17 protein-coding genes and 4 pseudogenes are annotated in these 25,040 nt (G+C 36.5%); 10 read left to right on the forward strand and 11 right to left on the reverse strand.

Going from position 1 to position 25,040, the window contains the following annotated elements; genetic code table 11:
- Positions 1–158 precede the first annotated feature (158 nt).
- A pseudogene (locus tag AB1284_RS13520) lies at positions 159–299 on the forward strand (helix-turn-helix domain-containing protein); the annotation flags it as partial.
- A gap of 325 nt (positions 300–624) precedes the next feature.
- Positions 625–1,026, forward strand: a complete 402-nt coding sequence (locus AB1284_RS13525; RefSeq protein WP_429748720.1) for a VOC family protein — start codon at positions 625–627, stop codon at positions 1,024–1,026.
- Between the two features lie 132 nt (positions 1,027–1,158).
- Here AB1284_RS13525 and AB1284_RS13530 read toward each other — a convergent pair whose 3' ends face one another.
- Both AB1284_RS13530 and AB1284_RS13535 read right to left on the reverse strand, forming a co-directional pair.
- Complete coding sequence (locus AB1284_RS13530; protein WP_429748719.1) at positions 1,159–2,115, reverse strand: AEC family transporter; 957 nt, start codon at positions 2,113–2,115, stop codon at positions 1,159–1,161.
- A 95-nt stretch (positions 2,116–2,210) separates the two neighbouring features.
- Entirely contained in the window at positions 2,211–3,914 is a 1,704-nt protein-coding gene (locus tag AB1284_RS13535; RefSeq protein ID WP_429748717.1) for an NAD-dependent malic enzyme, read from the reverse strand.
- Between the two features lie 1,062 nt (positions 3,915–4,976).
- On the opposite strand from AB1284_RS13535, the gene AB1284_RS13540 reads away from it, so the two are divergent.
- Positions 4,977–6,074 carry a spore germination protein gene (locus AB1284_RS13540; RefSeq protein ID WP_429748716.1) on the forward strand — a complete coding sequence of 366 codons (1,098 nt, stop codon included), beginning with the start codon at positions 4,977–4,979 and terminating at the stop codon, positions 6,072–6,074.
- Positions 6,075–6,287: 213 nt separating this feature from the next.
- Here the strand turns inward: AB1284_RS13540 and AB1284_RS13545 are convergent.
- Positions 6,288–6,641, reverse strand: a pseudogene (locus tag AB1284_RS13545) (DDE-type integrase/transposase/recombinase); the annotation flags it as partial.
- 84 nt (positions 6,642–6,725) lie between these two features.
- Between AB1284_RS13545 and AB1284_RS13550 the strand changes: the two are divergent.
- Positions 6,726–7,915, forward strand: a protein-coding gene (locus AB1284_RS13550) for an IS3 family transposase (protein ID WP_429748714.1) whose coding sequence is annotated in 2 segments (ribosomal slippage) — positions 6,726–7,026 and positions 7,026–7,915 — 1,191 coding nt in all. Because the reading frame shifts where the segments join, the coding sequence is not laid out codon by codon here.
- 37 nt (positions 7,916–7,952) lie between these two features.
- On the opposite strand, the pseudogene AB1284_RS13555 reads toward AB1284_RS13550, so the two are convergent.
- Positions 7,953–8,309 (reverse strand): annotated as a pseudogene (locus tag AB1284_RS13555) (IS6 family transposase); the annotation flags it as partial.
- Between the two features lie 520 nt (positions 8,310–8,829).
- On the opposite strand from AB1284_RS13555, the gene hemA reads away from it, so the two are divergent.
- From hemA to AB1284_RS13575, 4 genes are all read left to right on the forward strand, one after another.
- Positions 8,830–10,062 (forward strand): 5-aminolevulinate synthase, encoded by a 1,233-nt coding sequence (hemA, locus tag AB1284_RS13560; protein ID WP_429748712.1) that lies wholly within the window; start codon positions 8,830–8,832, stop codon positions 10,060–10,062.
- The gene (locus AB1284_RS13565; RefSeq protein WP_429748711.1) at positions 10,059–10,970 is read left to right on the forward strand and encodes a DMT family transporter; all 912 of its coding nucleotides are present in this window, start codon (positions 10,059–10,061) and stop codon (positions 10,968–10,970) included. The genes hemA and AB1284_RS13565 overlap by 4 nt, the downstream gene beginning before the upstream one ends.
- A gap of 667 nt (positions 10,971–11,637) precedes the next feature.
- A complete protein-coding gene (sdaAB, locus tag AB1284_RS13570) occupies positions 11,638–12,297 on the forward strand; it encodes an L-serine ammonia-lyase, iron-sulfur-dependent subunit beta (protein WP_429748710.1) in 660 nt (219 codons plus the stop codon).
- 587 nt (positions 12,298–12,884) lie between these two features.
- A complete protein-coding gene (locus AB1284_RS13575; protein ID WP_429748708.1) occupies positions 12,885–13,280 on the forward strand; it encodes a glutamine amidotransferase-related protein in 396 nt (131 codons plus the stop codon).
- 314 nt (positions 13,281–13,594) lie between these two features.
- Here AB1284_RS13575 and AB1284_RS13580 read toward each other — a convergent pair.
- Both AB1284_RS13580 and AB1284_RS13585 read right to left on the reverse strand, forming a co-directional pair.
- Positions 13,595–13,918, reverse strand: a pseudogene (locus AB1284_RS13580) (MFS transporter); the annotation flags it as partial.
- Between the two features lie 286 nt (positions 13,919–14,204).
- Positions 14,205–14,630 carry a GNAT family N-acetyltransferase gene (locus AB1284_RS13585; protein ID WP_429748707.1) on the reverse strand — a complete coding sequence of 142 codons (426 nt, stop codon included), beginning with the start codon at positions 14,628–14,630 and terminating at the stop codon, positions 14,205–14,207.
- A 338-nt stretch (positions 14,631–14,968) separates the two neighbouring features.
- Between AB1284_RS13585 and AB1284_RS13590 the strand changes: the two genes are divergently transcribed.
- Both AB1284_RS13590 and AB1284_RS13595 read left to right on the forward strand, forming a co-directional pair.
- Positions 14,969–15,397 carry a hypothetical protein gene (locus AB1284_RS13590; RefSeq protein ID WP_429748705.1) on the forward strand — a complete coding sequence of 143 codons (429 nt, stop codon included), beginning with the start codon at positions 14,969–14,971 and terminating at the stop codon, positions 15,395–15,397.
- Positions 15,398–15,499: 102 nt separating this feature from the next.
- Positions 15,500–15,643 carry a DUF7695 domain-containing protein gene (locus tag AB1284_RS13595; RefSeq protein WP_429748703.1) on the forward strand — a complete coding sequence of 48 codons (144 nt, stop codon included), beginning with the start codon at positions 15,500–15,502 and terminating at the stop codon, positions 15,641–15,643.
- Positions 15,644–15,913: 270 nt separating this feature from the next.
- Here AB1284_RS13595 and AB1284_RS13600 read toward each other — a convergent pair whose 3' ends face one another.
- The 5 genes from AB1284_RS13600 to hutU all read right to left on the reverse strand — a co-directional run bounded on the left by AB1284_RS13600 (position 15,914) and on the right by hutU (position 25,030).
- Complete coding sequence (locus AB1284_RS13600) at positions 15,914–16,480, reverse strand: undecaprenyl-diphosphatase (RefSeq protein WP_429748701.1); 567 nt, start codon at positions 16,478–16,480, stop codon at positions 15,914–15,916.
- Positions 16,481–16,733: 253 nt separating this feature from the next.
- On the reverse strand, positions 16,734–20,882 hold the full coding sequence (locus tag AB1284_RS13605; protein WP_429748699.1) for a S8 family serine peptidase: 4,149 nt from the start codon (positions 20,880–20,882) through the stop codon (positions 16,734–16,736).
- Between the two features lie 255 nt (positions 20,883–21,137).
- Positions 21,138–22,109, reverse strand: coding sequence for a formimidoylglutamase (gene hutG / locus AB1284_RS13610; RefSeq protein ID WP_429748697.1), 972 nt, complete (start codon positions 22,107–22,109; stop codon positions 21,138–21,140).
- Positions 22,088–23,359 carry an imidazolonepropionase gene (gene hutI, locus AB1284_RS13615; RefSeq protein WP_429748695.1) on the reverse strand — a complete coding sequence of 424 codons (1,272 nt, stop codon included), beginning with the start codon at positions 23,357–23,359 and terminating at the stop codon, positions 22,088–22,090. The genes hutG and hutI overlap by 22 nt, the downstream gene beginning before the upstream one ends.
- 12 nt (positions 23,360–23,371) lie before the next feature.
- A complete protein-coding gene (gene hutU / locus AB1284_RS13620) occupies positions 23,372–25,030 on the reverse strand; it encodes a urocanate hydratase (RefSeq protein WP_429748694.1) in 1,659 nt (552 codons plus the stop codon).
- Positions 25,031–25,040: the final 10 nt, after the last annotated feature.

A 25,040-nucleotide genomic window follows, 5' to 3' on the forward strand; every position in this document is an offset into this window, starting at 1 on the left:
TTACTTTCTTTGTCAAACGTTCATGTTCTATTTGAGCTTGTTTTTTGCCTGATTATGAATTATTTCTTTTAAGTGCTCATTTTGAGCTTTTATATCTTGTAATTCTTGCTTTATTATTGCAAATTCAACTGCCATTGTTTCTATATGTTGAAATATCAGAGCCATTAACTTTCCATGCAGAACATGAATTTAAAAAACAAGTCATTAAAATGGCGACGGCTGCAGGTTTAGGGCAAGAAGAATTTTTATTTCAAGCTGTTAAGACATATATGAATACATTTAAAGAAGGAAATAATTGAAATCTCCATGATGGATAGTGCTCATTTTTCATCAAGGAACAACTTTTTTAGTAGGAAGGAGAAGTATAGAGTATAACTTTTGTTATACATTTCTTCGGGATTATTCATATTTATTATATAAAAATTATACAATTACTATTCATTCTAATGCACTTTATAAATAAAATAGGGGGTAATTCCCCTACCTGAGGCCCCGTAAGGAAAATGTGGATTTACAACGCTAAGCTCATTTTCTTGACGAGGTTTCTTTTATAAGATTCGCTTCTGTTGCCAGAAGTATAGTATAGTAGGAGTAGTTGAAAATATATTCCAGGAGGCTACAGCCATGTCACAGGAGATTTGGATTAACCTGCCGGTCAAAGATGTTGAGAGGTCAACTGCCTTTTTCAATGAGATTGGATTCCATGCGGCGAGCGTTGGTAACGAAAGAGCCAAGCTTGCCATAGGACAAACAACGATTCTACTGTTCCCGGATGCGGCATTTGAGAAATTTACAGGTTCAAAAACCGCAGATACTTCCCATAGCGCAGAAGTAATATTTTCCATTGGCGCTGAAAGCAGAGAAGAAGTAGATGCATTTATTCAAAAAGTAGAGTTTGCCGGAGGAAACATCTTTGGCAAGCCGAGTGAAATTGATGGCTGGATGTACGGCGCAGGATTTGCTGACCTGGACGGTCACCGCTGGAACCTGCTGTACATGGATGAGAGCAAAATGCCGAAACGCTAATATGGAAACGCCGGTCACCTACTTAAGGTCACCGGCGTTTTTCTACGCCTCGTATAATCTCATATCTGTCATTCAATCTAAAGTCGTTGCTTAGAAGGAATTTACAATCTCAATTGATTGACAGTAACTTATTTACATCAACCAAGAAATCAAAAAGGGAAGGGTGACGAGAGACATAAGCGCACTAATAACAAAAGCAGAGGCTGTCTCACCTGCTAGACTGTCAAATTTCGCAGAAATCATAGCAGCTACTGCAGATCCTGGGAATGCTACTAATAAAACTAACTTTGTTACGTCACCTGAAGATAATCCTATTGCAAGCGCAATTCCAAGCATGACAAGTGGTTGAACAATCACTTTAAGTATTGCAATCCCCAATGCAGTTGGGCTAAATTGAACTTTACGAATTCCGATTGTAACCCCAACAGCAAATAACGCTGCACCCGATGTAATACCACCAATTTGCTCTAAACTCGTCACTAATAAATGTGGTGATTGGAACCCGAATAGCACAAGAACAACCCCAACTAAAGGAACACAGGCTAACGGCTCTGAAAGACCATGTAAAATTGACTTAATAGTTACTTTAAAAAGACTTTCTTTCTCACTGGTCTCTTTATTCTGATGTTGACCTATTGTACCAATAATAGTAGCTAATGGATCTAGCATGGCATTCACAACGATTCCTGTAATGGCAATTGGAACCGCGACCACACTTGCTCCAAATAAACTTCCTAAAACTGGAATTCCCATAAATGCAAAAGTTGGTTGGGTTGAGTTTAAAGAAAACATTGATGCTCCTGTTAATGAAAATTTAAATAGGTATTTAGCAATTAACAGGAAAACAATATAAAAACCTACAATACCAATAACTAAGGCAAGTAAAAATGACCATTCTTCAATTAATGTTTGCTTAGGGGTTGTTGTAATCGCCACAAATAGATGGGCTGGTAATGCAAATTTAGTTACTAATGTATTTAATCCTTTTGATGTCGCCGCATCAAATTTTTTAAAATATCCAGCTAAATATCCTAATAGGATGGTAAAGAAAATAGGTGTTAGAATAATAAAGATTTGACTAGTTCCCATTTTAAAATCCTCCATACTTCACTTCGATCTAAGCACATATATCTTAAATTACGATTTAACTTCAAAGTGAACAATTCCCATTAAATAGCTATCCCCTAATTTTCACTAGCTTTGATTGATTTATAAGTTGGATGCCACAGGGCATCTTTTACAGCTTGTTCAACATTTTCTGGAACGTGTTGAGCCACGCCATCTTGAATAGCTGCTTTTGCAACTTTAATTGCTACTGCTATAGAAACAGAACGCAAGTCCTTTGTACTTGGAAGCAATGAAGCACCAGTTTTACGACTATTAGTCATATTAGCTACAGCATTTGCAGCAGCAGTAAACATACCATTTGTAATTACTTTCGCTTTTACGACAATCGAACCAAGTCCTAAACCGGGGAATACAAATGCATTGTTAGATTGACCAATTTCGTATACTGTACCTTTATAAGAAATGGGTTCAAATGGACTTCCTGTTGCAATTAATGCTTTTCCATCTGTCCAAGTAAGTAAATCTTGCGGAGTTGCCTCTGCTAATGGCGTTGGGTTTGACATTGGCATAATGACTGGGCGTTTCACATGTTTGACCATTTCTTTTACGATTTCTTCTGAAAAGGCTCCCGTTACACCTGATGTTCCAATCAAAATAGTAGGTTTTGCTTGTTTAATCACTTCCAGAAGAGTTATTTTACCGGATTCATCACGTGCCCAATCTTTTACTTCTTCCGCTTTTTGTAAGTAAGGTTTTTGGAAGTTTAAAATATCATCCATATCGTCTGTTAAAAGGCCTCGGTAATCAACGGCCCAAAATCTACTATATGCTTCTTCTGTCGGAAGACCATCGAACACCATCGCATCATGAATTTGATCAGCGTTACCAATCCCTGCAGCTCCTGGTCCAAATACCACTACTCGATGTTCTCGTAATGGGACGTCAGTAACTTGAACAGCAGAAAGAATAGCTGCTAACGTAATAGCTCCAGTACCTTCAATGTCATCATTAAATGTTAAAACCTTATTTCCGTATTTCTCAATAATGTTGCGCGCATTGACATTACCGAAGTCTTCCCAATGTAATAAAGCATTTGGAAACATTTCTAATACTTTTTCAACATATGCATCAATAAATTTATCGTATTTTTCGCCTCGAACACGTTCATGTCGATTTCCAATATAAAGAGGATCTTGTAACAATTCTTCGTTGTTTGTCCCTACATCTAATACAACAGATAACACACGACTGGGATCGATACCTGCAGCTGCCGTGTAAACAGCCAATTTACCAACAGAAATATTAATTCCATTTGCTCCCCAATCTCCAATACCCAGAATACTTTCAGAATCTGTAGCTACAATTAAATCAATATCCTCTGCTTTAACTCCACTATTTGCAAATGCCTTTTCAATTCCATCTATATCATTAATAGAAAGATAAACACCGTCTGGACGATGATATTCATGACTATACTCTTGAATGGCCTGTCCAACAGTCGGAGTGTAAATGATAGGTAACATTTCACTAAGATGATCTGTTAGTAATCGATAGAATAATACGGTATTACGATTAGATAAATCGTTTAACCAAATATTTTTCCGTAAGTTATTAGGTTGTCCTTTAAATTGTAGATAAGCACGTTTAACTTGTTCTTCTAACGTTAAAACTGTTGGAGGTAATATCCCTTCTAAGCCAAGATCTTTACGTTCTTGTTTTGTAAATGCTAATCCTTTATTTAAGTAAGGTTGAGCAAGAAGATTTTTCCCTTTCAAATTTGTTTGAATAGATCCATCATTAGAAAGATTAAATGTATTCATATGATTATTCCTTCTTTCTTAAACTCTTAATGTATTTATAAAGTGTCTTATTTGATTACGCCAATCATGATTACTAATAGTAACTTGCGCCCCCCTGACACCTTTTATCGTTTCTACCTTCACAAAGCGCGCCTAAATAATAGCATCCACTGGTTGGAGAAGTATAAAATCTGAAGTTTTCTCCAATCCTTCCCACTGCAAGCAATTCTTTTGAAACTAAACTTCCATTTTTATATACGCCAAAACCAATTTACATTATTCCAAGAGAATCATTTTGCTAGTCATATTTGACCGTATTCCCAGCATAAAGATAGAGATTTGGACGCAATTATTAAGAACATCAATGAAGTTGATATTCTAACCAGGTTGGTACGAGAATATTCACTTGAAACATAATAGAGTGTACTTTTCCCTTATTCCCCTTTTTCGAGGGGGATGAGCAAAAACATCCTATTAGATGCTCATTATGGGGTACAGCCAACGTACTAACATAAAACCCACGCTAAGGAAAAGAAAGCTTAATATAAAAGCGTTCCTTGCGTAACAAAAAGGATTACGATTAATAATGTTACAAATTATTTTTGATACACTATTTTGTTACAACTAAATTGGCTAAATGAAGGCTAACCCTTATTAAAACCTATGTTGTAACAAAAACGTTCATTTTAGTTACAATCCTTAGCGTACAAAAATCAAGGTTTTCACTTCCCAAAAATGTCTTAACGTGGATTTTATGTCATTTGGTTGGCGGGACCCCATTATTCTCACGAAGTAAAATAACAAATGGAAACTCTTCTCCAAGACGTTTTCTATCCAGTGCTTCTTCTATAAAGGATTTCATATCGTCTAATCAGCTCATTTTTTTGTTTTGGGGAACGCCTTATTTCTTAAGCTGATGAGCATGTATGGTGACCCCTGTTATGTAAACTCCACATGAATACAATATGCATAATTTTGTTCTTTTTTGGAAATATAAAATAGTTCCATTTATATGAAAAAACATGGAATAATGAACCTTCTAAAAATAGTAAGCTTGAATTATGGATAAGGAAGTGATCCACGATGATTACGAACCCAAAAGATCGTATTACAACAATTCAAACAGCTGTTATCGTTACCAATTATACACTTGGAACGGGGATTTTAACCTTGCCACGAGCATCTACAGAGAAAGTGAAAACACCAGATATCTGGTTAGCTGTAATTTTAGGTGGGCTAATCGCGATGATACTAGGCTTTATTATGATCAAATTAGGTCAACAGTTTCCTGGAAAAACCTTTTATCAATACAGCCAAGAAATTGTAGGGAAATGGATGGGCGGGTTACTAAGTTTAATCCTTGTATGTTATTTTGTAATGATGAGTGGGTTTCATACCCGTTCATTAGCAGAAATAACCAGTTTCTTTTTATTGGAAGACACCCCGTCTTGGGCCATCGTGATGCCATTTATGTGGGTGAGTCTCTATCTAATCATGGGTGGCATAAATCCCATTGCACGCTTGCTTGAAATTATCCTCCCCATTGCGATTGGATTTTTTTTGTTGGTTGCTTTTATGAGTCTCAAAATATTTGAGATAGATAATCTCCGCCCGGTACTGGGATTGGGAATCATACCAGTACTAAAAGGAATCAAAACAACCGCTCTCTCATATACAGGTTTTGAAAGCATGTTGATTATAATGGCGTTTATGAAACAGCCAAATAAAGCAGTAAAAGCTGTTCTAGTTGGAATTTCTATCTCACTGATCGTTTACTTGATAACTGTTATAATAGTCATCGGTGTGTTTTCCATCGATGGAGTGATAACAAGAACATGGCCGACGGTTGACCTCATGCGAAGTTTTGAAATACCTGGTTTGTTATTTGAACGATTTGAGTCTTTTTTGCTCGCAATATGGATTATGAAAATGTTTACTTGCTTTAGCATTGGTTATTATGCTGCTTCTTTGGGACTGGCGCAACTTTTTCAAAAGAACATTCATCCATTTATATTTGGCTTACTCCCGGTTATTTACATCATTTCTATGATTCCGAAAAATACTAATGACCTATTTAAATTCGGGGATGTGATGGGCAACTTTGCGTTTTTTTTATTTGGTTTACAACCGCTGTTACTTCTGCTTATCTTAAAATTGAAAAAGAGCAAGCGGTTTAATTGAAAAAAGACAAAACCCATCAGGGTTTATTTGGTTCTGTTGCAAAATTTCCACATAAAGCTACACTCTAGAAAACAGGATCTAGGGGAATCAGACATGAGATATTTTTAAGGAAAACACTTCAAGAAAGATATTATTTTAGTAGCTGTCGGCGATTCTGGTGCAAATACTTAGGAAAGATATAAAGAAGCAAAAGTTTCCTAGTGGAATCTAGTCTTAAGCAGAAATTCCAAATAGTTGATGAATGAAATTCACTTGATTTTGGACAGACTTATCCAGTAAAACAAGTTGCCCTTCTTTTACCATATGCATAGCTTCTATTCCAGAAATAATGTATGTAGCTGTGCGAAAGGATTTCAATCCTAACATCGAACGAACTCGCTTTTTAATAAACCGATGATCTTGTTCCACTATGTTATTGAGATATTTCACTTGCCTTAGTTGGATGCCTAATGGCATCTTTTTTTCTTTTCTCAATTCTTCAACTGCTATAGGATAGGCTGGATTCTTATCGACCGTCACGACACGAGGCTCAGAGATATGAAAAGACTGCAAAGCTTTCTTGAAGAATTGGTATTATCCCTTTTGAGTAGACAGTGTAAAAAGACTGTTTTTGATAAGTAAGTGTTACACTCTATTTGGAGGGGATTTTCTTTGGCTAAAAAAGGACAAACATTTCAACCGTATACAGAAGAATTCAAACGTAAGGCAGTCATGCTGTATGTAAATGGAGAAAAGAGTTATCAGATTCTGGCAAATGAACTAGGGCTTAGAAGTCCTACTCAATTGAAAGATTGGGTAAAGAAGCATAAGCAGGGTGAGCCTTTGGCTGATCAACGAGGGGGAGAATCAAGAGAACTCAATCCCTTTCATCGCTTATCTAAAACAACATTTAAAAGTATCGAGAAAGAAAGAGATTATTTAAAAGCGCAGGTTGAATACTTAAAAAAGCAGTATCCAAATCTACATGGGAAGGATGGGTTCCAAAAGTAAAACGTTTTGAAATCATTCACGAATTACACAAGAATTATCCTATTACCTGGCTCGTAACGATTGCGGGTGTTTCCCGATCTGGCTACTATAAATGGAGAGAAACGGAGAAAGTTCGAAGAAAAAGGTACCAATATGAACAACTCTTGAAGAAACATTTAATGGCTATCCATCATACACGTCCTTTTTATGGATGTCCCCGCTTGCAAATAGCACTGAAAAAAGAAGGGTTTCATGTGAATCATAAACGTGTGTATAGGTTAATGAAAGAGCTGAATATTCGGTCTGTAATTCGAAAGAAACGCCGTTTCTTTGGGCGGAAGGCCTCTATCATACAACCGAATCGACTCAATCGTGTATTTAAAACGAATAAACCGAACCGTCTTTATGTTACAGATATAACCTATCTAGATCTTGGAGATCGTTTCTATTACCTGTCTGCCATCCAAGATCTTTTTAATAATGAAATCGTCGCGTGGGAGCTATCCAAACGAAATGATTTGAAACTGGTGAGTGATACTGTCAAAAAACTGGCTACAACAAGAGAAGTACAAGGAGCAATCCTTCATTCAGATCAGGGTTTCCAGTATACATCTAAAACATACAATGATCAAATTAAAACATTCGGGATAATAGGTAGTCATTCTCGCAAGGGAAACTGTCTAGATAATGCATGCATTGAATCCTTCTTTTCACATGTCAAAACAGAGAATATGTATTTTTCTGGATGTAAAACAGAAAACGATCTCTATCGAGCCATTGAGGATTATATTTGGTTCTATAATCATGAACGATTTCAGAAAAAACTGAATCAGTGTGCTCCAATCGAATATCGGAACACACTGATTGCATAGTCTTTTTTGAATCTGTCCACTTGACAGGGGTAAGACCAAATCGCTTTGCAGCCTTTTGGTCTCTTGTTTTGCTTAGGCAAAAGTCAATGGTGTTTCCTTCAGAATCCACTGCGCGATATAAATACATCCATTGACCTTTTACTTTGATATACGTTTCATCCACTCTCCATGAATCATTTGTACGTTTTAGATGCCGACGAAGTCGCTTGTCTAATTCAGGACTATACTGATGAACCCAACGCATAATCGTTGTATGAGCAACGGTTATGCCCCGTTCCGCCATCATTTCCACCAAATCATGAAAACTTAGATTGTACCGTAGGTACAATCTTACTGTTAATAAAATAAGATCAGGCTGATAGTGTTTCCATTTAAACAAATCTTTCTTTTCCATACCGATCACACACCCTTTTAGAGTAATAGTATTAGGATGTCCAAGACTTAGAGATTACTTGCAATTACCCTGAAGTTTTTGCACCAGAACCCCCTCTCATCTATGTTATTTACTACTAGTATAGTTTCAATAACAGAAAATCATCAAGGAGGCAAAGGCAGGTAAAACAATTTTGGGTTTTTTACATTTTATTAAGATTCATGTGACGGACTAGAGCAGCAACCCTGTGATTATCCCTAAAAGAGTTGTTTTATATGAATTTGACAAAATTGTGGCAATAATTCTTTGAGAGGAAACGAGTCTCTTCTTAATTATATATGGCGTAATATGACCATCTCTTTAATGATAGTTATTATTGTTTATTGATAAAATTATAAAAATATGCATAATTTTGTTTTTATTTGTTTTTTTTTGTATTTTATCAATATACTTACAAAGTAATTTTATAACGGCTTTACCTTTTTTTGTTAATTTAAATATCAAACTGGATGAGCCGTAAATTATACTAGGAGGAAAAGTCATGTATGCAGAAATTATTGAAAATAAGCTCGAATCTTTAAAAAAAAGTGGACAATATCGAGAATTTGTCACAATTAATCGGATACGGGGCCAATATCCTTTAGCACAATTGAATGGTCAGGAAGATGCAGAGCCAGTTGTCGTTTGGTGCAGCAATGACTATCTAGGAATGTCTCAGCACCCAGTAGTTACTGAAGCAATGCACGATGCAATTCGAGCGTTTGGTGCTGGTTCAGGCGGATCTCGAAATATAGGTGGTACACATTATCATTACGCTGCACTTGAATCTTCACTTGCGGAATGGCATGGTAAAGAAGCCGCACTAGTTTTTCCTACAGGATATGGATCGAATGATGCAACATTACAATGTTTACTTCGTTTATTTCCAAATTGCATAGTATTTTCTGATGAACGAAACCATGCTTCAATTATCAATGGTATACGTAGCACTCAAGCCGAACGAGCGATATTTAAACATAATGATGTTGACCATTTAGAAGAGTTACTTGCAGCTCAACCACATGATCGAGCAAAAATTATTGTATTTGAGTCAGTATACTCAATGGATGGTGATATCTCACCGATTCAGAAAATTGCGAATCTCGCAGATAAATATAATGCTTTAACATTTCTTGATGAAGTACATGCAATCGGTATGTATGGTCCTCGCGGAGCAGGAATAGCTGCTAAACTAGGTCTTGTGGATCAATTGGACTTTATTCAAGGAACAATGGCAAAAGGTATTGGAGTAATCGGGGGATACATTGCAGCTTCGGCATTACTAATTGACGCTGTTCGTTCTTTTGCATCCGGTTTTATTTTTACTACATCTTTACCACCAGCTGTTGTTGCGGCCTGTCATGCTAGCGTTGAACACTTAAAATCTTCAGATAACGAGCGAAATGTCCTGCACCAAAAGACTAGCATGTTAAGAGAAGCACTTGCTCAAGCAAATATTCCGATAATGGATTCAAGTGAAACACATATTCTTCCTGTACTAATTGGTGAGGCAAAAAAATGTAAAGCTGCTGCCCAGCGTCTACTTGAACAACATCACGTCTATCTGCAGCCTATTAATTCACCAACGGTTCCTGTCGGCACAGAACGCTTCCGGGTTAACGTTACACCGAATCACACTGAGGAACAGATAACGCAACTGGCTGTTGCATTAACAGAAGTTTTTAATTATTTTGATATTCCTTTTGCACAGGAGAACAACGTGGTACATGTATGACAGCTTTTATGTATATCTTCTGCTTAATAGTTTGGGGATTAAACTTTATTGTAGTAAAAATACAAGGTACACCTGTAAGTCTTGAATTGTCATTGACCTATCGCTTGATGGGGGCTGCACTAATGTTTATTGTTCTCATGTGTGTGGTACGTCCAAATGGTAGGCCTTCTCGTAAAGATGTTTTCCCCCTTGTTACTTTTGGGGTATGTAACTTAGCCCTAAGCTACTTGTGTTTATACTACGCGACAATTTGGATTTCTGCCGCACTAGTAACGCTGCTGTTTTCACTGAAGACAGTTCTGACACCGATTGCACTTCGTATATTTCTAGGTGAGCGTCTTCATCCCCGAATTCTAATAGGGGGAATAGTCGGTATTACGGGTGTTTCTATATTGGTTTATCCATTACTAATAAAGAGCTCTAGTACAAGTGACTTAAAAGGAATAGGCCTTGCATTGATTGGAACTATACTTACAGCTATTGGTGATGCAGCTTCAGCCCAAAATGCACGTCGTGGTATTAATGCAGTTTATTCGAATAGTGTTGGCTTTGTTGTGGCTTCGATACTTTTACTTGCTATTTGTGTTTTTCAAGAACAGAACTTTACACTACCAACGTCAGTTTCTTATCTTGGGGCTTTGGCATTTTTAACTGTATTTGCTTCCTTTGGGGCATGGATGTTCTACCTCAAGCTAGTAGAACGAATCGGTGCATCAGTCAGTAGTTATATGGTGGCACTTTTTCCTGCAATAGGTGGTGTCGCCTCTGTTGCGATTGGAGACTCTACACCTACTCTCTATTTACTGTTCGGATGTTTATTTAGTTGCATTGGAGCAGCAATTGCACTAGGATTTCGCTTACCATACAGGAATCGGAATGTTATGAAAAATGAAAGCCCATGGAATTAAAAAATTCCCATGGGCTTTATTTATAAAATATAATGCTGTTTTCTTCTATTGTGAACAGATCTTCAAGATTTCTAGTGTAATTGTAAATAAGGCGTAACTATCTAGTAGAGTGCATTCTCTATTTATTGATTTTTTAAATAAACATGATTGTTCATCTTTAATACTGATAAATAAATCAATACACCTTTTTATTAAAAATTATTGTTAAAAATATCAAAAAAAACCTTTAAATTGGATACAAATCCTGATAGGAGGATGGATTGTTTATTATAGTCATTATTTTCGTTAACTTTTAGTTATGAAATATGTGTAGCTTTGAAATTAAGTCGTACCGTTTATAAAAAAGATGAACCGTTTTTAAAAAAGTTGCGATGTTTTGGAGAAAGTTTAACTGTTTTAATGGTGTGAAAACAAATTAAATACAGTGATATCAGCTTTTATGTGAAATTTTGATTAAACTTTCTTAAAAAAGTAAGTTACTAAAAATAACGGATGATTCTTATTTTGATCAAACTTTATTTAAAATAACAACTGACCATATATCAAATTCTTAGTGGCTGCGAGATTGCTTTTAATTGAACTTTATTTCAAACCAACAATATGTTCTTAATACAAAAACATCTTATTAATACATCCCTACTACTAATATTAAGGAGAATGAGTAATCATGAAATATAAATCAGTATTTGATATTATTGGTTCTATTACTATTGGAACACCTAGTGCTTATGGAGTAGAAGCAACAAAGATAGGACATATTGTTCGTCAGCTATTTTTAAAAGACCCAGAAAAAATTGAAATTTCTTTATATGGAGCATTCAAAAAAATTAATTGCACTGTTGGAGCCGATGTAGCAATTGTTGGTGGTATTTTAGGCTTTGAAATGGAGGACTCACTATTCTCTAATGCACTTACAATTGCAACAGAAAGAGGAATTACAATTAATTGTATAGAAGAGATTGCAAAACCGTCTTATCCCAATACAGTAAAGATTACTTTATACAAAGGTGAAGATAAAATTGAGATGATTGCTTGTTCGGTTGGTTGGGGAAAAATCAAAATTATTGAGATTAACGGTTTTGATTTGAAGTTAAATGAAACAAGATCAGCTCTTCTTATTATAAACAATGATCATTTTGGTACAATTTCGTCTGTAACTTCTATATTATCAAAACGTAAAATTAATATTAATATGATACGTGTATCGCGAAAAGAGGAAGGACAAATATCTCTATTGGTAATTGAAACTGAGGAACTATTAAATCATGAAATAATCGAGGAGATTAAAGGATCATCAAAGATTTATCAAACACTAGTCTTAGATTAAACGGTTTTAGTGCAAGGAATCTATAAAACTGGAGGAAGGTTCTGGTGCAAAGTTTCTTCACACACAAAACGGCTGAGATGATTGCTGGTAAATGTTATGCAACCATTATTAACTTTTTTAATTCTTTATACGCAGAAAAAAGCACAGTCTGTTTGAAGGCTGTGCTTTTATTGTGCGCCTAGTATGCGTCTATTTTCTAGGGTTCCAGTACCGAATCGTGAAGGCAGTAGTAACGATTAGCTTAAGACAAGGGTGTGTCCGTGGTGACGCGGAATCTGAAGGAAGTCGGCGGCAAATCTCAAGTCTGAGGAACACGAACTTCATATAAGGCTAGGTCACTGGATGAGCTTGCAACGCAAATCAAAGTGGCTTGAGCACAGGGTTCTTGTCATAGACCGCAAAGTAGAAGACAAAGAGAGTACCTATAAATTACCTAAAAGGTGTTCAAACATATAGGAGCCAAAAATGGCATTAACTAGTCTCATCTATACCGATTTCTTCTCTATATACTTCTGTTTTCAAGAGTATTCGTATTTTAGATTCAACTGCATTTCAACTCCCAGATTCCTTTTCATCCGTTTATCCAGGTGCAGGAGGATGCAGCCGCAGAAATATCTGTCATTAAAAAATGCATAGAGTCTAATAAAGCTATTATAGGAGTTTGTTTGGGTGCCCAGTTAATTGGTGAAGCCTTAGGTACACCTTATGAACATAGTCCAGAAAAAGAGATAGGAACCTTCCCTATTACTTTAACTGAAGAAGGAAAAACGAATGAGCTTTTCTCTCATTTCGCTACTACAAGTACGGTTGGCCACTGGCACAATGATATGCCTGGTTTAACTAAAAATAGTAAAGTATTAGCGTTTAGTGAGGGGTGTGCACGGCAAATTGTGGAATATAGTGAACTCGTTTATGGTTTCCAATGCCATATGGAGTTTACACCTGAATTAATAGAATTATTAATTGAACATTCTGAACGATAACTAGAAAAGTATAAGGAAAATCGTTTCGTTCAGTCTCCAGAGCAATTAAGAAAGAATGATTATACAGCAATGAATAATCAGTTATATACTTTTTTAGATAAACTTACTAACCTTTATCAGCAAAAATAAAATATTAATTATTTCACCTTTATGATACACATAAAAAGTATTATAAAGGTTTTTTTATAACAGGGATTGGTATGAGTTTGTTTTACTAAAAAAAATAGAAAATAAATAAAGTTGGAATACATTATCTCTAAAAATACAATCGAAGAGAGCTCTCTTCAGAACAGCAATGCTATAGAAGATATTGATTATTTAGAGGTTACATATACATTTTTTCCTGCCCTCATACCTGTAATGAAAATGATTATTGATGTGGAAATTAACATCAATAAAGGGGTAGTCCAATTATGAGTAATATCGTGTAGCCATCCGAACAAAATAGGACCTATAGCTGCTAAAAGATACCCTAATGATTGAGCCATACCGGATAATTCTGAAGCTTCCTAAATATTTTTGGTACTTAAACTAAAAAACATCATTGCTAAGCTAAAGGCAACTCCGACTCCAATCATGATAATCGACAAAGGAATAAGAAGTGAGCCTCCATATAGGATTCCCACATGCCCATCAAGCTAAGATTTTAAGATACTCCCCATAACGAGAATTTTCCCTTTTTACAGTTATTTATAAGAATTCGGCTCATTTTTTCCGTTTTGGGGAACAATCAATTTCTTAAGTTGATGGCGATGGGGTAGAGTCACATGCCTATCAACCTAAGAGGAATTTATATCCATAATTCATAGAAAGCGTTATTCTTTTTGTAGAAATATACAGAAAGGATGGCGTTTTTTTTCACTTTAGGGGGAATTTTGTTTTGTTAGCTTGATAGCGACGGGGCGGGACCCCGATATAAATTTTTTAATCACATTTCGTTATTACAGTAAACATTCCTGTCATACTAGGTGAGTAATCCTTAAAATCATATTTTTCATAAAATCTTTCTTTTCCCTCTGATGCGAATAATCCTACAAACGCTTTATTTGGTGCGTTTTCTTTTAGATACTCTACTAACGTATTCATAATTTTTTTGCCAATACCCATTCCTTGATAATCTGGATGAACTACCACATCTTGAATGTAAAAGTAAATAGCTCCATCCCCAACAATTCTTCCCATTCCTATGGCCTTACTCTCATCCTTAACTGTAACGGAAAAAACAGAATTTTTTAATGATATTTCGGCAACATCAAAGTTCATATAATCTTCCCAACCCACAACTGAACATAAATATTTATATTCTTCTAATGTTGGTGAAAAATTTGAGATTGTATATTGTCTTTCCATAAATCCTCCCCCTATCTCTCAATAATTTCAAGTTAGCATTTTTGTACCTCTTTTTTCCGAATGTTCAGATTTAAGTATATATCATATTCATGTAAAAGTTAACATAATCCTTCATTGAAATAGAAGGAACATCTATACTAGGAAACGTAAAAAATTTTAAAAAAGGATGAACTTATAGGGGGATCACCCCATATACACCTTGTTTATAATTATCATATAATGGTATAATTTCAATTGATTTACATTTAATCATCTATGTTCCACGCTAACGAGTTGGGAATGACAATTCATTCCCTTGCTGACGAAGTCGAAAATTTTTTTGGGGTTGGGGTGATCTTATGAAAAAGAGAATTGGATTAAGTTTTATTCTATTTGTTGGTATCACATTATCCGGATGTTCAGGTATAATAGAAAATTCTTTAGATTCAAGTGATAGAGGTGCTTATGAAGTTGCTACTAAACAAGAAACTGGAAACGGAAGTATTGAATTATTAACACCGACAATTACAACAAAAGATAATCAATTAGAATTTATGACTAAGGGAATTGATGAAAATAAAGTGACCTTTATTTTTGTTGCCAATAAAAAAGTATTTGAACAAAAAATAAAAAATGATGAATCCTACAAACTTAACATTAAGGGTATTAAAGATGCTCATAGGACGGACTACAAACCAAAAGTTCAACTTTTGCAAACTAAAGATGATGCCGAAAATGGAGACATAGTAACCTTTAAACAAGTTAGATATACAGTTGAAAAAGATTAGTTTTATAGTTATTTAAATTCAATTTGATAAACAAAAATAAACCTACATACTATATTACTAAAATTAATAGAGTACTAATCGAGACTTATTTGTTTAGTACTAGTGCTAGAGTTAAAGTCTACTCACGATTTCAAATATTGCTCGGATCAGGCAATATCCATCGATGGCGGGTTAGAATATTCAAGGATAACGGGAGAACTTGATAATTTTGCCGCTCTTACAGAATGGGAAGAAAATGTCCAGTAAAAGAGGTAGCTGCTTGGGTATGTCAACGGTACCGGACCGAACTCGAAAGAGATCGGGAGGATGAGGAGTTGACATACTTACTATACAACCCTCTTGGTACTGAACAATTCACTTCAAAATTTCAATATAAATTTGTTATTTTAACTATTGGGACGAACTAGGAAACATTGATATACAAGACTTCTTGCCTCATATCCCACTTATTTCCCAACAATATAATTCGAATCTACCTTAATAAGATGCTACACGCATTTCATATTTCATTCATGATTAACGTAATCTTACGAAAGCACAAGCACGATTGTAGCTTTTCACAATGCATAAAACAAAAGAATTCCATAACCATACAATAACGTTAACAACAATACTAGTTAGACTCCCGATTAAGGCACTTCCTATAATATCAGATGGATAATGCTGTCCACTCCAAATACGTGAGAATCCTGTTAAAAATGCTAACAACCACATAACGCACCCAAGAAAACGTTTATAAAAAAGGATAGAGGTTGCAACGGCAAATGAGAGCATCGTATGTTTGCTCGGAAATGAAGAATTCATTCTTGATGGAATCGGAGGCAACATATGCACATTATGATTCAAAAAAGGACGAGCTCTAAAATAGAATTGTTTTATAAAAAAATCAATAAGTAACGTTATACCTGCAGAGAATGTTGCCTGTATCGTAATTTTTTTATAAAACTTGTTACGAAACCACATTAGGATTAATAAAAGAGTATACACATAGCGCGCTTTTTGAGAAATCATTACCATAATAGCATCGACAGATGGATAACGACCAATCAAATGATTAATAATTCTAAATATTTTATAGTCCATAAGAGTATCTCCTTCTATGTCATTTCAAATATTATTCTTAGCATTTCTATTTAAAGAAGGAACTATGTATTATGTCCCACATCAGAAACATATTATATTAAATGTTATCCAAAAGAAAAAAGAGCTAACAGTCAAAATTCCGTTAAAACGAAACTTTTCATTAGCTCTTCCAATAATTCCAAATACAAACAATAATTCCGGGATACGTAAGTTTATAAAAGGGGAAGGTGCGTCACCCTCTCCTTTCTTCCCCTTATATTAACGCACCGTCATATCCAAGTTTATAACCATTAATAACGGTATTCACTGCCATTGAGCCATCTTTGTAAAGATAATACCACTTGCCTCCTACTGACACCCAGCCTGTTTCCATCGCTCCACTGTTATTCAAGTAGTACCACTTACCTCCTACTGATACCCAGCCTGTTTCCATCGCTCCGCTGTTATTTAAGTAGTACCATTTACCTCCTACTGACACCCAGCCTGTTTCCATCGCTCCGCTGTTATTTAAGTAGTACCACTTGCCTCCTACTGATACCCAACCTGTTCCCATCGCTCCGCTGTCATTTAGGTAATACCATTTGTTCCCTATTGATACCCAACCTGTTTTCTTTACTCCGTTATTATCGTAGTAATACCATACACCTTGGTCATAAACCCAACCAGATGCTCCCTTTACAATTTGAATTTCTTTTACTGTTTTATTACCACTAACATCAACAAGTTCAATCTTAAATGTATTTACGCTATCTTTTAATGGTACTTCAATATTTTCGACAGTATGCTTAAATGCCCTCATTTCATACGGCTCGACAAATGCATGTGCGTACTCTTCGCTGCCATTCACATATAAACGTGCTTCATCAAAATTGTCTTCAATATCAACACTAATTTTCGCTGATTCTTCATTTTTACCGACATACTTTGGTGCACGTGTTACAGTAAGTTTTGGCGCTTTCGTATCAACGATAAATTGGCGCTGAATAGAAAATTTATTTCCAGAACCATCTCTTGCATACACATCTACAGCATGTATACCATCTTCAAATGGTAAAGTTGTTTTAAACGAATATAGATTTCCTTTTTCGTCTGGTTTTAATTGAATATCTTTTCCGTCAATTTTAAACTCAGCAATACCAGATTCATCAGATACGTTTCCTTCAAAGACAACGTCCTTTGTATTCCACGCCTTCAATGTTTCTGGAGATTTCAAATCAATAACCGGAAGATTTGTTTCTTTCTTGTCATTTACAAATGACACAGTCGCATTATTTGCATAGTCAAACGCAATAACTGCTACATGTAGTCCTGCCGGCACATCTTCTGGTAATGTAAATTTCTTTGTATCTGGCGCTAACATCTCTGGGAATACTTTCGCAATGTTTCCATCTTTATCAACGTAAGCAACGCGTAAATAGTTCACACCCGCCCCACTGTCTTGCGCTCCAATTATTACATCTCCATTGTCAATAAACGATGTTACCACCGGTGCTTTCGTATCAACAATTACCGGATATTTTACCGTTTGTTCTTTTCCATTTAATGTTCCTTTTAACTGAATGTAGTACGTGCCATCTGGGGCTACTTTGTTGTTTATCTTGCCATCCCATGTATAATTATCCGAGATATAAAATTGTCTTTCAGGGCGACTGCCATCATAATTCTTTGTTAACAACTCATCTGTACGAATTTTTCTAAGCACTTTTCCTTTTTCATCTACAACAGCAACTTCTACTTTTTCCGCATTACGTAATAAAGAAAACACTGGTGTTACACGATCATTTAATCCGTCTCCATTTGGAGAAATTGCAACTTTATCTTTTTGGAGCTGCTTTGTAATTTCACTTTTCCCTAAGTACTCACCCTTTTCATTTACTAACCCTGTGCGTCCATAGTATGACTTCTCATCGTATACACCGTTATCAAAAATTGGTGCTTTGCTCCAATCTCCCTTAAAACCAACAAACGGAACATGTAACGTTGGCTGTCCATCTTTATCGGCTGCTTCTAATTTAATGAAACCATCAACAAAGTATCCGTTTGGGAATACAGTTTCTGGTGATACTTGTGACGATAGTGAAGAATCGAGAACTGTCACTTTCGATAAATCAATTGTTACATCAAAAGATTTTGTTTTCCCAGCTTCTACTTCAATTGCGGCTGGAGCATTTACTTTGGCACCCTTTAATTCTTGCGACTCAAGCGCCATATGATCAATGCCGTCTTTTTCTTTTACAACTAAATCTGTTTGTACATTCCCGCTCACTTTATACGTTAACGGTTTATCACTAAAGTTTTGGACAGCTAACGTGAATGTTGCTGTATTTCCTTTAATCTCTTTTAGTGCAACTTTTGCCTCACCAGTCTTTTTGTTATATACCATAGCTGGTGTTTCAACAGCTGCATGGAGTTGCATAAGTCCAGCACCTTCACGACGCGGAGATGCATAATTTTCTAAACCTAATTGTATATTATTGTCGCCTTTCTCCAAAACTGGCTTTGAAGTATTCATTAATAAATTTTTCGTACGTAATACTTTCTCCGCGCCTGATAATTTAAATTCTTTCTCAACACGCTCAAGAACAAGTGCAGCCCCCCCAGCTACGTGCGGTGCTGCCATAGATGTACCGTTCATTAAACCATATCGGTCGTTATTTAGTGTAGAATAAATCTTTCCTCCTGGTGCTGTAATTTCTGGTTTAAAATCTAAATTTGGTGTTACTCCCCATGATGTGAAGTCAGACATTGTGCCAGCTTCTTGATTTACAATCTCTAGACGAGATCCATCAAATGTAACTGATGCCTTTTTACCTGCTGTTAACAATTCTTTTAATGTATTTCCATCTTTAATACTTACAGAAGCAAGTGGGATTTTCGGTGCATCCAGTGCCATAGACACGTAGTCACCGTGAGCAACACGCGGGCGCACGATAATACCAGCAGCTCCTTTTTCTTCTGCTTTCTTTTGGATTTCCGTATAATTTGGATTTGCAGCATCACGAATCGCTACAACAATTTTTCCTTTTACATCTTTTCCTTCGTAATCTTTCTCAGCTCCATCACCAACATATACAAGCTCTACTTCTTTATCTTTCACTGTGTCTAAGAAATTAGGACCTGACTGAGCTTTCCAACCTAGTTTAATAGTTTTATCTCCATCTACTTTCACTTGCATAGCATCTAATTGAATATGAGAATTTTCTACAGAAGCTACTTGCAGAGAATCATGGGCAATGCCTGGAGAGCCAACTGTACCATAATCAGGATTAGAAGCAAACGGTGTATCCTTTCCTGAACCTGCAAACGCAGAGTTTCCAGCTGAAATAGACATAACAATTCCATTATCAACCGCATTTTGAATGGCTTCTGATTCAGGATTGCTATCAATAACAAATCCAGCAGATGAACCTAAACTCATATTTATAACATCCGCGCCTAACTTAATCGCATCATCAATAGCTTTAATGTAAATATCTCCAAATGTAGACTCATAGTTTGGATCGTTACTAAACACTTTTAAACCTAATATCTGTGCTTCTGGTGCAACACCTTTAATACCGCCCGCCTTTTCGTCACCATTTGCCGCAACAGTTCCTGATACGTGTTGACCGTGCATACTTGCCCCAGGTCCTATATCACGCACTTCTTCATTATTATCAAAATAATTATATCCGTATGGAACTTTATCTGTATAATACTTCCCTTTCATATCATTTTGATCAACTGTTTTTGCTACTTTTTCTTTCGTCAAGCGCTCTTTGGAAGGGTCTGACAATTTCATATCTTTATGTGTATAATCAATTCCTGAGTCAATTACAGCTACAACCATACCTTGTCCTTTATAACCATAATCCCCCCATGTTTGCTGTGATTGTACCATCTCTTTACTTGTAATCATATCTGGTTTCACTTCTGGACGTTTATATTCATTTACAATATGTACACTTTCCACTTCTGGAAAGTCTTGTATTTTTTGAATCTCCTCCGCTTTTACACTACCGCTGAAACCATTATATACAGTATCAAAACTTTCCTTATAGGACATTTGAATGCCCTCTTTTTTAATCTTTTTCTTTACACTGCTTTGCTGACTTTGCACCTGATTTTGAATTTGTTCTTTTTTACTTTTAGAAGTTTTTGCATAGTCCATCCCTTTTTCTTGTGCATATTCAAGAACAGACTTCTCTTTTAATTTCACAATAACTCGCACTTCTTCTTTCTTGTTAAACTGTACATCAGGTGAAGAAGTATTAGCTAGCTGTTGTTTTATCTCTTTTGCTACATTCGCTATTTGTACTGCTTGTCCCGTTTGATTTGTTTCCGCGAATGCCGTTGTTGAAAACAACAAAGGCACTGTAGTAAGCACCGCTACAACCGCTTTATTTTTCTTTTTTTGTCCCATAACGTCTTTACCCCCATAAAACGAAATAAATGGTTTCCATAATATAAATTTTATATCCATAACTGAAAAACCAATTATTTAGAATATACATTATTTTCTAATAATTGTAAATATATTTCGACAATTTAAATAAAAAAATATCATTTTTCAACATAAAACATAACCCTTCACAAATAAAAAACAGAAAAGCCGACTGATTGTTAGCTTTTCTGTTTCATTTATACATTAGTATGATATCTCATCCATGGGGCAATTTCACTTTTCACAAGAAGCAAATACCGTTTCGCGCGCTAGTAAAAAACTCATAATTACCTGTGCTGCCACGCGGCTTGTCATATCGCGAAAATCCAGCGTTGGATCGATTTCCACAATATCCATACCCGCCACAAGAGATTCTTGCCCAAGTACCGTCATTGCATCAAGTAACGTGGTGCTATCCATACCGCCTGGCCCAATTGCCGGACACCCTGGTGCAAAAGCTTGATCTAATACGTCCATATCAACAGAAATATAAATAGATGTAACACCTTGATGGCGTAGTAATTCAATACTTTCTGTAATAATGTCCTTTATATGACGCTCTCTAACATGTTGCATCGTATATACGGTTACTCCATGTTCTTTTGCATATTCATGGTAGGTACGGGCATTAGAAAAGTTTCGAATCCCAATTTGCACCAATTGTTTCCCTGTAATCACATCATTCTCTAGTAAACTACGAAATGGTGTACCGTTTGACGGTCCGCCATCTTCTAAATTTCGCAAATCATGATGGGCATCAAATTGAATAATCCCAACTTTGCCTTTGCTTTTTGCAAAACCACTTATACTTGGAAAACTAATAGAATGATCTCCGCCAAGAACAACTGGTACCATCTGTGGATTCAACTTTGTAAGACTCTCTAACGTCTTCGCAATACGAGCATGACTTTCTTTTATATCCGTGACATGCATCGTAATATCACCGCAATCATACAGAACACTATCTTTCATATCATGCTCTTCTGTAATTGCATACGTACTATAAGCATCTAACATCGCTCGAATCGTGTTCGGTGCAAAGCATGCTCCTGAATGGCTAATGGATGGTTTTGAAAGCGGAGCACCAATTAATGCTGCTCCGAAGATTTCTTCGCTTTCATCCCATCTCTTAATCATATCGCTCCATTTCGTTACTTCACGGTCAATAAACTTTGCATTTTTCTTTAAATAGTGGCCTTGCTCCACACCTTGTCACCTCTTGTATACGCAATATTCCCTTGCTTCCATACTGTATTTACATGACTAACACCGTAATGGTACGGTACATACGCATAATTGTATGCATCCCATAATACGATGTCCGCCTTACGCCCAACACGGATTTTTCCAGCTATATCACCGCGATTAATTGCATACGCTGAGTTTACTGTTACAGCATTCCATACTTCTTCTGGTGTCATTTTTAACTTTAACATCGCAATACTCATGATGAGTTGAATGTTTTCTGTCGGCGAGCTACCAGGATTGAAATCAGTCGCTAAAGCTACTGCTACACCATCATCAATCATTTTACGGCCTCTAGCAAAGCTTTCTTTATTCAAGTAGAATGTTGTACCTGGCAGCAGTACAGCAACTGTATTTGAATTTGCTAACATCTCAATCCCTTTATCAGATGCTCCAACTAAATGGTCAGCTGATGCTGCACCAATCTCAGCAGCTGCTTCCGCACCGCCAAGTGGATCAATTTCGTCCGCATGCATTTTCACATCAAAACCAAGTTCTTTTGCCTTGAGTAAAAATTCTTTTGATTCTTCAACAGAGAATACTCCTGTTTCACAGAAAATATCAACAAACTCTGCTAATTGCTTTTCCTTAATTTCTGGTAACAAGTCAAGCATCCACTGTAAAAATTCTTTTGATTTTCCCTTATATTCTTTCGGCACTGCATGAGCCCCTAAGAACGTTGACACAACATCAATTGGATGCTCCTTCTGAACTTGTGCTGCCGCCTCTAATTGTTTCCACTCAGTTACGTCATCTAATCCATAACCGCTCTTCGCTTCCATTGTTGTTACACCAAAAGACAACATGCGGTCTAGGTGGAATTTTGCCTTTTCAACAAGTTCATCTTTTGTTGCTTGTTTTGTAGCATTTACAGTAGAAAGAATTCCGCCGCCTTTTTCTAAAATCTCTAAATACGGTACACCTTGTAGTTTGAGAGCAATTTCATTTTCACGAGAGCCGCCAAATACAAGGTGTGTATGCGGATCCACAAGACCTGGTGAAACCATTTTCCCCTCGCAATCCACAACTTCTTTTGCATGTAGTTCCTTCGCTTCTTCCATTGTTCCTACGAATGTGATAACACCATTTTCAATACCTACCGCACCGTTTTCAATGACAGGAAGCGTATTCATCGCTTCCCGTCGTAGTAATCCATCTTCTTGATCCATTGTTAATAATTGACCGATATTCGTTAGTAAAATGTCTAGCATAGTTTCTCCCCCTTACTTCATCATCGGAATATTAACGCCTTTTTCTTTCGCTGTTTGCACCGCAAGGTCATATCCAGCATCAACGTGACGAACAACACCCATTCCAGGGTCAGAAGTTAAGACGCGCTCAATTCGTTTTGCCGCAGCTTCCGTTCCATCCGCAACAATAACCATTCCCGCATGAAGAGAATATCCCATACCAACACCGCCGCCGTGGTGAACAGACACCCAGCTCGCGCCGTTTACACTGTTAATTAACGCATTTAAAATTGGCCAGTCAGCTACAGCATCACTGCCATCTTTCATTGCTTCCGTTTCACGGTTTGGCGAAGCAACAGATCCGCAGTCTAAATGATCACGGCCGATAACGATTGGTGCAGATAATTCACCGTTCGCTACCATTTCATTAATAATACGGCCAAATTTCGCACGCTCTCCGTATCCTAACCAACAAATACGAGATGGAAGTCCTTGGAATTCAACTTGGTCACGAGCCATACGAATCCAATTACATAAATGCTCATTATCAGCAAATTCACGTAAAATAACTTCATCTGTTTTATAAATATCTTCTGGATCACCAGAAAGTGCTACCCAGCGGAATGGTCCTTTTCCTTCACAGAATAGCGGACGAATAAATGCTGGAACAAATCCTGGGAAATCGAATGCATTTTTTAAGCCTTCATCAAATGCAACCTGACGAATGTTGTTACCATAATCAAACGTAATTGCACCGTTCTTTTGCATATCAAGCATTGCTTCCACATGCTTTTTCATGCTTTCTTTTGATAATTGTACGTAGCGCTCTGGATCTTCTTGACGAAGCACAGTAGCTTCTTCTAATGAATAACCAACTGGAACATAACCATTTAACGGATCATGTGCAGATGTTTGGTCTGTTACTAAGTCTGGTGTAATGCCGCGTTTTACAAGCTCTGGTAAAATTTCAGCTGCATTACCTAATAATCCAATGGAAATAGGCTCTTTCTTTTCTTTATATTCCTTCGCAACAGCTAATGCTTCTTCAAGAGATTCTGTATACATATCACAATATCTCTTTTCAATACGGCGATCGATGCTGCGTTTATCAACGTCAATTGCAATCACAACACCGCCGTTCATCGTAACAGCAAGCGGCTGTGCACCACCCATACCGCCAAGACCAGCAGTAATTGTTAATGTCCCTTTTAATGAACCACCAAAATGTTGACGTGCTGCTTCACCAAATGTTTCATACGTTCCTTGTAAAATCCCTTGTGTACCAATGTAAATCCAGCTACCAGCTGTCATTTGGCCATACATCATTAAGCCTTTTTTCTCAAGGTCACGGAAATGCTCCCATGTTGCCCATTTTGGTACTAAATTTGAGTTTGCTAGAAGAACGCGCGGTGCATCTTCATGAGATTTGAAAATTGCAACCGGTTTCCCAGATTGAACTAATAATGTTTCATCACTCTCTAAATTTTTAAGAGATTCTACAATTGCATGATAGCTATCCCAGTTACGAGCAGCACGGCCTATACCACCGTATACAACAAGCTCTTCCGGCTTTTCTGCTACTTCAGGATCAAGATTATTCATAAGCATACGAAGTGCTGCTTCTTGTACCCAACCTTTTGCATTTAACTCAGTACCTCTTGGTGCGCGAATTGTTTGTTTTACATTTTCCATTGTAATCTCT

Origin of the sequence: Bacillus sp. S2(2024) (assembly GCF_050474045.1) — a bacterium.
GTDB lineage: Bacteria > Bacillota > Bacilli > Bacillales > Bacillaceae_G > Bacillus_A > Bacillus_A yunxiaonensis.